The organism is Corynebacterium humireducens NBRC 106098 = DSM 45392, from assembly GCF_000819445.1.
Taxonomy (GTDB): domain Bacteria; phylum Actinomycetota; class Actinomycetes; order Mycobacteriales; family Mycobacteriaceae; genus Corynebacterium; species Corynebacterium humireducens.
The window spans coordinates 2,674,026-2,681,312 of the sequence record NZ_CP005286.1 but is presented as its reverse complement, the minus strand read 5'-3'; the positions used below and the strand labels follow the sequence as shown (position 1 = coordinate 2,681,312).

The following is a 7,287-nucleotide window of genomic DNA, read 5'->3' as shown; positions in this document are numbered from 1 at the left end:
GTGGGGGTGGCTCCTTCTGAGGTTTCGTCGGAATGCGGGAACACCTGCAATTCTGTGACATGAGTCACAAAATAGCCTGCGTCCCTGGCGGAAACAGGTGGTTGCAGCGCGCTGGGGTCGTGCCTGGCGGGAGGTAGTGCGCTGCAGCTGTACACAGGCCATCCCCCAGGGGAATATGGCCGCTACCTTGCCATCCACAGAGTTGTCCACAGGTGTGGATAATTCCGCCGACCGATTCTTTCCACAGCCTAGTCTAGAACCTGTGGATAACACGATTCGGGAAATTCATCGCTTTCACCAGCGGAAATGCGAGCCCTCCGGAAAACCCTCAATCATGTCTTGACGGTTATCCACAGGGCTGTTGGTGGGTGCTCTGTGATTTCTTGTGAGTCTCTCCATTGTTACCCAACCCCCGGGGGCGGTGTCCATCGAACGCCCGACCACGTTCCCCGGGACGCCGGGGACCCTCGCGCGGGTCCCGCGCGCGCCGCTGCGGAAACAGGCGAACTGCCCGCTGAACAGCCGAAAATCCCAGCATTGTAATTTCAGGTGCCCCCGCGCAGTGCCCTACGACACGGCGAAATGTCAATTTGTTCGAATGGCCCCGATTCGCGTAGTCTGTGATGGTCTGTCACACCGCCGGATGCGCCCGTCCAGGGTCCGCACCGGCGGATGTGTGTGAGAGCAGCGTCGGCACCGGATCACCGGGCCGCGGCATCCGCCGCGCGTCAGTGCGGACGCAGCACGCCACCCGATGGCATCTCAAACCGTCATGAAAATTTCAGCGGCCCCGCCGGACCCGTACGGCCGGCCGCGTCACACAGAGGAGAACAACCGTGGCAAAGGGCAAGCGGACGTTCCAGCCGAACAACCGTCGTCGCGCACGCGTGCACGGCTTCCGTACCCGTATGCGCACCCGTGCAGGTCGCGCAATCGTCTCGGCGCGTCGCCGTAAGGGCCGCGCCAAGCTGACCGCTTAATTAAGCAGCACCAACGGTGCTTCCGAAGCAGCACAAGCTCACGTCGCCGACTGACTTCAGCCGGACGATGAAGCGTGGACGCCGCGCCGGTAGCCGCACCGTGGTGGTCCATCTCCTGGACCGCCGGACCGGGCCCGACGCCGGGATCGCCCACCAGGGCGGACCCCGCGTCGGGCTCATCGTCTCCAAGGCCGTCGGGAACGCGGTGATCCGTCACCGCACGTCCCGGCGGCTTCGTCACGTGTGCGCCTCGCTTTTCGACGCCCTCCCGCCCACCACCGACCTCGTGGTGCGCGCGTTGCCGGCGTCGGGGGCGGCGTCGTCAAGCGACCTGGAGAAGGACATCCGGAAGGCACTCACCCGCCTGGGGGCGCTGGATGCGTAGGCTCTCCCCCGCCGCGCGCGGCCTCGAGGCCCTGGTCCTCTTCTACCAAAAGCATGTGTCCCCCTTTAAGATGGGGTCGTCCTGCCGTTTCGAGCCGACCTGCAGCTCCTATGCGCTGGGTGCCGTCCGGAACCACGGGGCGGCCAAGGGGTTCGTCATGACGCTGGCCCGGCTGAGCAAGTGCGGGCCATGGCATCCGGGCGGGTACGACCCCGTCCCCGAAAAAACCGATTTCAAGGAGTCCTGACACACAGTGCTCAACTTCATCTACTGGCCGATCTCGGCCATCCTGTGGTTCTGGCACAAGGTGTTCAGCTTTGTGCTGGACCCGGATCTCGGCATCACCTGGGTGCTGGCGATCGTCTTCCTCACCTTCACGGTCAAGGCGATCATGTTCAAGCCGACCCAGAACCAGCTGCGCTCGGGCCGCAAGATGCAGGAGATGCAGCCGAAGATGGCTGAGATCCGCACCAAGTACAAGAACGACCAGCAGAAGATGATGGAGGAGACGCGCAAGCTCCAGAAGGAGCACGGCGTCAACCCGCTGCTCGGCTGCCTGCCGATGCTCGTGCAGATCCCCGTCTTCATCGGTCTGTTCCACGTGCTGCGCTCCTTCAACCGCACCGGTGAGGGCGTCGGCCAGCTGGGCATGTCCATCGAGGAGAACCGCAACACCCCGAACTACATCTTCGGCGTGGAGGAGGTCCAGTCCTTCATCGACGCCCGCTTCTTCGGCGTCCCGCTGTCCTCCTACATCTCCATGCCGAAGGAGATGTACCAGGCCTTCCAGCCGGTCGACTTCACCCGCACGGACATCATCATGGTCGCCGCGCCGCTGGCCATCATCATCGCCGTGGCCACCCACTTCAACGCGCGTATGTCCATCGACCGCCAGAAGGCCCGCATCGCCTCCGGCAAGCAGGCTGCCCCGACCGGCGACAACGCCGACATGATGGCCATGCAGATGGGCATGATGAACAAGATGATGCTGTGGGTCATGCCCGCCACCATCCTGTTCACCGGCTTCCTGTGGCACATCGGCCTGCTGTTCTACATGATGTCCAACAACGTGTGGACCTTCTTCCAGCAGCGCGTCCTCTTCGCCCAGATGGACCGCGAGGAGGAGGCCGAGGAGGAGGCCCGCAAGGCACTCAAGCGCACCACGGCCCCCGCCCCCGGCGCCCGTGCCGGAGTCAAGAAGAAGCGCAAGAGGAAGTAGCTTCCCGACGCCCCCCGACAGCCACCCCGAACCACCGGTTCGGGGTGGCTGTATCGTTATGAGACATGAGTGAGACCCCCGAGCTGCTGCCCGCACCCGCCGTCGCCTCCGAGATCTTCGGCGAGCGGCTCCCGCTTGCCGAGGCCTACCACCGCTCCCTGGCCACCGACGGTTCCATCCGCGGTTTCATCGGCCCCCGCGAGGTCCCCCGCCTGTGGGACCGGCACATCCTCAACTGCGCCGTCATCGGCGAGGCCATGCCCCACGGCGTCCGCGTCGCCGACGTCGGCTCCGGGGCCGGCCTGCCCGGCATCCCCCTGGCGATCGCCCGCCCCGACCTCGACATCACCCTCATCGAGCCGCTGCTCAAGCGCTCCGTGTACCTGCAGGAGGTCGTTGACCTGCTCGGCCTGCCCAACGTCACCGTCATCCGCGGCCGCGCCGAGGAGAAGCAGGTCCGGGCGGCCCTCGGGGAGGGCGTCGACATCGTCACCTCCCGCGCCGTCGCCCCGCTGGGCAAGCTCGCCGGCTGGTCCCTGCCGCTGGTGAGGAAGGGCGGCGAGATGATCGCCATGAAGGGATCCTCGGTCACCGAGGAGCTGGAACGCGACGCCGTGCAGATCCGGAAGGCCGGCGGCGGTGAGGCGGAGATCCGCACCGTGGGCGCTGAACTGCTCGAAGAGCCGACGACGGTTATCAGGATTCCCCGCGTGCACTAAGGTAGGGAAGGCTAGACAGTTACAGTTTCACAGTTGAGGAAGAGGTCGGGTCGGAAAACATGGTTGACCAGTTGCCGAAGCCGGACGTGCCGCGTCTCATCACGGTCGCCAACCAGAAGGGTGGCGTAGGCAAGACCACCAGCTCCGTCAACCTCGCCGCCGGTCTGGCGGTGAACGGTGCGAAGGTGCTCGTCGTCGACCTGGACCCGCAGGGCAACGCCTCCACGGCACTCGGGGTGGCGCACACCTCGGGCACGATCTCCAGCTACGAACTGCTCATCGGCGAGGCCACCGCGGAACAGGCCGTCCAGCAGTCCACCGCCGGGGACAGCATCTTCTGCATCCCCGCCACCATCGACCTGGCCGGCGCGGAGATCGAGCTCGTCTCCCTCGTGCGCCGCGAGTACCGCCTGCACGACGCCCTGCGCGCCTCCGGCTTCCTCGACGAGCACGGCTTCGACTACGTCATCATCGACTGCCCGCCGTCCCTCGGCCTGCTCACCATCAACGCGATGACCGCCGTCGACGAGGTCCTCATCCCCATCCAGTGCGAGTACTACGCACTCGAGGGCGTCGGCCAGCTGCTCAACAACATCTCGATGATCCGGCAGCACCTCAACACCAACCTCCACATCTCCGCGATCCTGCTCACCATGTTCGACGCACGCACGAAGCTCTCCGAGCAGGTCGCCACCGAGGTCCGCGCCCACTTCGGCGACGTCGTCCTGGGCACCATGATCCCCCGCTCGGTGAAGGTCTCCGAGGCCCCCGGCTACGGCCAGACCGTCCTCACCTACGAGCCTCTGTCCCGTGGCGCGATCGCCTACTTCGCCGCAGCCCAGGAGTTCGCCTCCCGCGGCGACTACCAGCCCGTCGAATCCACCGGACCCATCGGTGTCAGCCCCGAGACAGCCAAGCAGCTTGAATCAGAAAGGTAGGCGTCATGAACCAGGAGACTCGTAAGGGTGGACTCGGTCGCGGCCTCGCCGCCCTGATCCCCTCCTCTCCCACGCCCTCCTCCCCCCGCCTCGGCGACGGTGCCGCGGACGTCATCCTCGGCGGCACCAAGGGTGCCCGTGACAACAGGGACCGCCAGCCCGTGACCGGCGCCCCGAAGCCCGGACTGCCGGGCACGGGCCCGACGCCGGGCGACGTCGCCAAGCAGCAGCCCACCCCGGACCCGGGCGCCACCTACCGGGAGATCCCCCTCGCGGAGATCGTCCCCAATCCGCAGCAGCCGCGGAACGTCTTCGACGAGGAGGCCCTCGCCGAGCTGGTCCACTCCATCCGCGAGTTCGGGCTCATGCAGCCCATCGTCGTCCGCGAGGTCGCCGACGGCTACGAACTCGTCATGGGCGAGCGCCGCTGGCGGGCCGCCGGACGCGCCGGCCTGACCACCATCCCCGCCATCGTCCGCAGCACCGACGACGGGGCCATGCTCCGCGACGCCCTGCTGGAGAACATCCACCGCGTCCAGCTCAACCCCCTGGAAGAGGCCGCCGCGTACCAGCAGCTCCTCGAGGAGTTCGACGTCACCCAGGCCGAACTCGCCCAGCGCCTCGGCCGCTCCCGCCCCGTCATCACCAACACCATCCGCCTCCTGGCCCTGCCCGTGCCGGTGCAGCGCCGCGTCGCCGCCGGGGTCCTCTCCGCCGGACACGCCCGCGCCCTCCTCGGCCTCAAGGTCGGCGGACCCGCCGGCATGGAGGAACTCGCCGACCGCGTCGTCGCCGAGGGCCTGTCCGTCCGCGCCACCGAGGAGGCCGTCACCCTGCTCAACCGGGGTGAGGACGAACCCGAGCGCCGCAAGCCCGAACCCGTCGAGCAGCCCGCCTTCTTCACCCACGCGGCCACCCGACTCGGAGACACCTGGGACACCCGCGTGACCGTCACCATGGGACGCCGCAAGGGCCGCATGGTCGTCGAATTCGGTGATCAGGAGGACTTCGAGCGCATCCTCGGCCTCATCGAAGGCCGTGACTAAAGGCGCACGGTCGTGTTCGCCACACTGATCCCCGTCAGCCAGGAGACCATCGGCCGCATCCACCCGCAGGCCGGGCGGTCGATCTTCTGGGAACTCGACCCCGAGGCCGCGTCCCTCGTGCAGGGCTCCGGCGACCCCGCCTTCGAGAAGGAGGCCTGGCTCACCACCACCCTGCTCGACTACGGACACTGCGGCTACTCCCTCGAACGCTCCACCCACGAACGCGCCGTGGCCACCGTCCTGTGGTGCTCCCGCGACGCCGCCCCCGGCTGCGTCCAACTCCCCACCGCCCCCGTCTCCGAGGACGCCGAGGTGCTCACCTCCCTGTTCATCGACCGGGCACTCGCCGGCGTCGGGCTGGAGTCCGTGCTTCTCGACGCCAGCATCATGCACCTCGTCGACAGCGCCGCCACCGCCGTCGAGGCCTTCGGCTGGCGCGAGGACTTCTTCGCGCGTGCCGACGTCGACGAGCTCCTTGAGGGACCCGTCGGCACCATCCTGCGCTCCGCCTCCGAGATCGGGCTGATGTCCGTGTCGGTGCTCGAGTCCGCGGGATTCCAGGTCATCGCGGACCATCCGGTGCTGCCGCGCCTGCGTCTGGACCTGCCGCCGCCGCACGACCTGCTCGCCTTCTCCGCGGTGGAGGAGCTGTTCGACCGGGTGCTGATGTAGCAGGGCCGCCACTGGCCCTGGCCCTGGCACAAGTTCGAGAGGAGATGTGCGGGGGCAGATGTCCTCTCGACCTTGTCCGGGGTTGGCGGGCTCCCTCCGAACATGTCGTCTCGACGCTAGCTGACGCGGGGCAGGGAGGTCGGGGCGGTGAAGCTGTGGAGCCCCCGCCGCACCAGCTGCACCATCGTGCACTCTCCCTCGCCGCCGTCGGTCAGCTCCTTCACGCCCACCCGGAGGACCACCGACCCGAGGTTCTGCAGGGCCTTCTCGCGGTCGCGCTCGTCGAGAAGCACCGTGGCCGGATCACCGTACTCACCCCGGTACTTGCTGCGGCCATCGACTTCCAAGACCAGCCACCCGTTGATGAGGATGTCCACGAAGTAGCTCCGGCCGGTGAGCGGGTCACGGAACTCCACCTGCGTCTCGACGCTCTGGACCTCTGGGAGGGCGGCGTCGATGAGCAGGAGCCGGGCTTTCGTCTCCCACGGGCTCCCGATGTCCGGGCGCGAGCGCTCGAGGGCCGCGCGGAACCGTGAGCCGTTGCGGACCGTCCCCATCTCGGCGAACTCCCGGTTGATGCGCTCGAGCGTCAGCTCCGGCCAGAGGTGGCGGGCGGAGTCGAGAGCGACGACAGCCTCGTCCAGCGGCTCGTGCCGGGCGATGTCCACGAGGCAACGCAGACGGGTGGTGACTCGGATCCCCCGCTCCACCGTCTGATACCGCTTCGGGAGGATCACCGAGCGGTAGCGGGCACCCGTCGTCCACGTCCCACGGCTGCCCGCGCGGACACGGCCCGGCAGCTGGACCTCCACCTTGTTCTCGACGCTCAGGAGCCCGATCCCCCACAGCCGTGCCGCCGCCTTGCCCGCGACGACGCCCCTGTCCACCGTCAGGCCCACCGCTGCGGCGCGCGCCTCCGCCTTCTCCCACGGCGGCAGAGCGCGGTAGTAGGACGCGGGGACGGCTATCTCGCTGGTCAGGAGACGCAGCTTCCCGGACTCCAGCTGTTCGCGTATCTGAGGGCTGTCGTAGGGCTGCCGGCGCAGACGGAGGAGGCGGTGGGTGTCTTTCCAGTCGGGTGTCATGACTGCCAGCGTGATGCCTGCGGCAGGCGGAGGACAGTCGAGGTTGCGGAGGCGCACCCGTGCCTGTGGATGGGGCGTGGTTGTCCACAGGTGGCGCGGGGCCGCGGTTGCCGGGCTGTCAGGCGCCTGCTAAGGGCGAGAGGACATGTTCGGGACCGGGCCCGGGAGCGTGGGGCACGTTCGAGAGGAGTCCTGTCCCGAACATGTGGTCTCGAACTTGGCGGCGGGGCGGGCGGGCGGGCG

At 67.8% G+C, this 7,287-nt stretch carries 9 protein-coding genes; 8 read left to right on the top strand and 1 reads right to left on the bottom strand.

Going from position 1 to position 7,287, the window contains the following annotated elements; genetic code table 11:
• The first annotated feature begins 836 nt into the window (after positions 1-836).
• The 8 genes from rpmH (at position 837) to B842_RS12985 (ending at position 5,959) form a co-directional block, all read left to right on the top strand.
• Positions 837-980 carry a 50S ribosomal protein L34 gene (gene rpmH / locus B842_RS13540; RefSeq protein WP_015402223.1) on the top strand — a complete coding sequence of 48 codons (144 nt, stop codon included), beginning with the start codon at positions 837-839 and terminating at the stop codon, positions 978-980.
• Positions 981-996: 16 nt separating this feature from the next.
• Positions 997-1,365, top strand: a complete 369-nt coding sequence (gene rnpA, locus B842_RS13015; RefSeq protein ID WP_040087133.1) for a ribonuclease P protein component — start codon at positions 997-999, stop codon at positions 1,363-1,365.
• Positions 1,358-1,612, top strand: a complete 255-nt coding sequence (gene yidD, locus B842_RS13010; protein WP_040087132.1) for a membrane protein insertion efficiency factor YidD — start codon at positions 1,358-1,360, stop codon at positions 1,610-1,612. Before rnpA ends, yidD begins: the two co-directional genes overlap by 8 nt.
• A 6-nt stretch (positions 1,613-1,618) precedes the next feature.
• Entirely contained in the window at positions 1,619-2,584 is a 966-nt protein-coding gene (yidC, locus tag B842_RS13005; protein ID WP_040087130.1) for a membrane protein insertase YidC, read from the top strand.
• Between the two features lie 65 nt (positions 2,585-2,649).
• Positions 2,650-3,303: a 16S rRNA (guanine(527)-N(7))-methyltransferase RsmG gene (rsmG, locus tag B842_RS13000; protein WP_040087129.1), complete on the top strand. Its 654-nt coding sequence runs from the start codon at positions 2,650-2,652 to the stop codon at positions 3,301-3,303.
• Positions 3,304-3,362: 59 nt separating this feature from the next.
• Positions 3,363-4,241, top strand: a complete 879-nt coding sequence (locus B842_RS12995; RefSeq protein ID WP_052437956.1) for a ParA family protein — start codon at positions 3,363-3,365, stop codon at positions 4,239-4,241.
• 5 nt (positions 4,242-4,246) lie between these two features.
• Entirely contained in the window at positions 4,247-5,287 is a 1,041-nt protein-coding gene (locus B842_RS12990) for a ParB/RepB/Spo0J family partition protein (RefSeq protein ID WP_040087127.1), read from the top strand.
• A 12-nt stretch (positions 5,288-5,299) separates the two neighbouring features.
• The gene (locus tag B842_RS12985) at positions 5,300-5,959 is read left to right on the top strand and encodes a hypothetical protein (protein WP_040087125.1); all 660 of its coding nucleotides are present in this window, start codon (positions 5,300-5,302) and stop codon (positions 5,957-5,959) included.
• A 116-nt stretch (positions 5,960-6,075) separates the two neighbouring features.
• On the opposite strand, the gene B842_RS12980 is transcribed toward B842_RS12985, so the two are convergent.
• Positions 6,076-7,044: a hypothetical protein gene (locus tag B842_RS12980; protein ID WP_052437955.1), complete on the bottom strand. Its 969-nt coding sequence runs from the start codon at positions 7,042-7,044 to the stop codon at positions 6,076-6,078.
• Positions 7,045-7,287: the final 243 nt, after the last annotated feature.